This is a genomic window from Streptomyces inhibens (genome assembly GCF_003389455.1).
GTDB lineage: Bacteria > Actinomycetota > Actinomycetes > Streptomycetales > Streptomycetaceae > Streptomyces > Streptomyces inhibens.
Genome location: NZ_QUAC01000314.1, coordinates 1 through 2369, shown reverse-complemented (window position 1 = coordinate 2369; position 2369 = coordinate 1). Strand labels below are relative to the sequence as shown.

Here is a 2369-nt window from a genome sequence, read left to right as displayed (position 1 = left end):
GCCGCCAGCAGCGCCGCGGCCAGGCCCCGCCCCCCGAGCAGGCCCGCACCGCGCCCGGCCCCCGCGGCCCGGCGCTCAATCTCCGCAGCCCCGCCCACCGCGTCGAGCGCGAGCTCCTCAAGCTCGCCCTGCAACGCCCCGACCTGGTCTCCCCGGCCTTCGACGCCTATGGGCCCGACGAGTTCACGGCGCCGCCGTACGCGACGGTCCGCCAGTGCATCGAGGACGCCGGCGGCGCCGCGGCCGGCGCCGCCGACAGCGCCTACGTCCCCCGGGTGCGCGAGGCCGCCCCCGACGACACCGTCCGCGCCATGGTCACCGAGCTCGCCGTCGAGCCGCTGCACACCCGCCGGGATCCCGACGAGTCCTACGCCGGCGTCCAGTTGGTCGCCGTCCGCCTCGCCGCCGTCAATCAGCGCATCACCGAAATCCGCGGCACCCTCCAGCGCCTGGGCCCCCGCGCCGACCCCGAACACCTCGCCGCCGTACAGAACGAACTCTGGGTCCTCCAGCAGTACGGCCAGTCCCTGCGCGAGCGGGGCTACGCGGCGCTCTAGGCGCGTCACCCGTCACCAACGCGCCGGGACAACACACCTGGCGCGTCCGCCACTCCCCGGGAAACACCCCGCGGTAGCCGTTCGGTCACGGACCGGACTCAAAAAGTGCTCGCACGCCCCTCGTGGCGGGAGTGTGTCGTACTCCACACTGAGAGCGGTGCCTGAGTCCTCGGAGCGCGGCGGGTCCGGTCGCACCGCACCGGAAACCCCCGCGGAACCGCTCTTGACGTACGGGACGGCCGGCGGCTCGGCCGCAACCGTGCCCGACCTTTCTGCCGCCTCAGCTGCGATCACCCTGGAGGTCGCCCCCGTGCAGACCCGGACCCTCGCCGACGCGCCGGCCGCCACACCACCGGTCACGGAGCCGGTCACGGAACCCGTCGCAGGAGCGGTCGCCGGGCCGCTCCTGGACCCGGTCACCGAGCCGCTCACCGTGCCCCAGCAGGCCGAACCACCCGCCGCCGAGATGCTCACCGAGGAGATCACCCCGGAGCCGGAGCCGGAGCCGGAGCCGGAGACGGTGTCGGAGATGGAGCCGGAGCCGGAGACGGTGTCGGAGATGGAGCCGGAGCCGGAGTCGGAGCCGGCGCCCCGCCCCGACACGAGCGGCCCGTCCTCCGACCTCTTCCGCCAGTACCTCCGCGAGATCGGCCGGATCCCGCTGCTCACCGCCGCCGAGGAGGTCGAGCTCGCGCGCCGCGTCGAGGCCGGTCTCTTCGCCGAGGAAAAGCTCACCAACACCCCCGACCTGTCCTCCCAACTCGCCTTCGATCTCGACCAGTTGGTGGTCCTGGGCCGCATGGCCAAACGCCGTCTGATCGAGGCCAACCTGCGCCTGGTGGTCTCCGTAGCCAAGCGCTATGTCGGCCGCGGCCTGACCATGCTCGACCTCGTCCAGGAGGGAAACCTCGGACTGATCCGCGCCGTCGAGAAGTTCGACTACGCCCGCGGCTACAAGTTCTCCACGTATGCCACCTGGTGGATCCGCCAGGCGATGTCCCGCGCCCTCGCCGACCAGGCCAGAACCATCCGCGTCCCGGTCCATGTCGTCGAGCTGATCAACCGCGTGGTGCGCGTCCAGCGCCGGATGCTCCAGGAACGCGGCTACGAACCGACCCCCGAAGAGGTCGCCACCCACCTCGACCTGACCGAGGAACGCGTCAGCGAGGTGCTGCGACTGGCCCAGGAACCGGTCTCGCTGCACGCCCCCGTGGGCGAGGAGGAGGACGTCGCCCTCGGCGACCTCATCGAGGACGGCGACGCCGCCTCACCGGCCGAATCCGCCGCGTTCCTGCTGCTCCGCGAGCACCTCGACGCGGTCCTGTCCACCCTCGGCGAACGCGAACGCAAGGTCGTCCAGCTCCGCTACGGCCTGGCCGACGGCCGCCCGCGCACCCTGGAGGAGATCGGCCGGATCTTCGGCGTGACCCGCGAACGCATACGCCAGATCGAGTCCAAGACCCTCAACAAACTCCGCGACCACGCCTTCGCCGACCAGCTCCGCGGCTATCTGGACTGAGCGCGCGCCATACGGGAAGCGCAATGTACGGACAGCGCAATGTACGGACAGGCCCGGGCCCGCCCGCGCCCCCGTACGTCACGCCTCCCGCTGGAACGCCCCCGGATGCGCCTCGTCGCGCACCGCCCCGTACTGCTGGCGCACCGCCTGCCCAACCGCCATTTCGTCGCCCGGCTCGAAGACCTGGCTCGCGGCCGCCGGCCACTGGGGCGGATCGATCCACGCGGGCCCGCCGGCCGGCCCGGCCTCCGCGCCGGCGGCCGGGGTGAGCGTGCCGTGCGCGACCCCCCACG

1 protein-coding gene and 2 pseudogenes are annotated in these 2369 nt (G+C 72.9%); 2 read left to right on the top strand and 1 reads right to left on the bottom strand.

The genetic code is table 11. The annotated features are described in order from the left end of the window. Together DY245_RS33700 and DY245_RS33695 are read left to right on the top strand one after the other, a co-directional pair. Positions 1 to 557, top strand: a pseudogene (locus DY245_RS33700) (DNA primase); the annotation flags it as partial. Positions 558 to 714: 157 nt separating this feature from the next. Continuing rightward, positions 715 to 2076: an RNA polymerase sigma factor gene (locus tag DY245_RS33695; RefSeq protein WP_128510947.1), complete on the top strand. Its 1362-nt coding sequence runs from the start codon at positions 715 to 717 to the stop codon at positions 2074 to 2076. A gap of 78 nt (positions 2077 to 2154) precedes the next feature. Here DY245_RS33695 and DY245_RS33690 read toward each other — a convergent pair. Continuing rightward, positions 2155 to 2369: pseudogene (locus DY245_RS33690) on the bottom strand (sugar kinase); the annotation flags it as partial.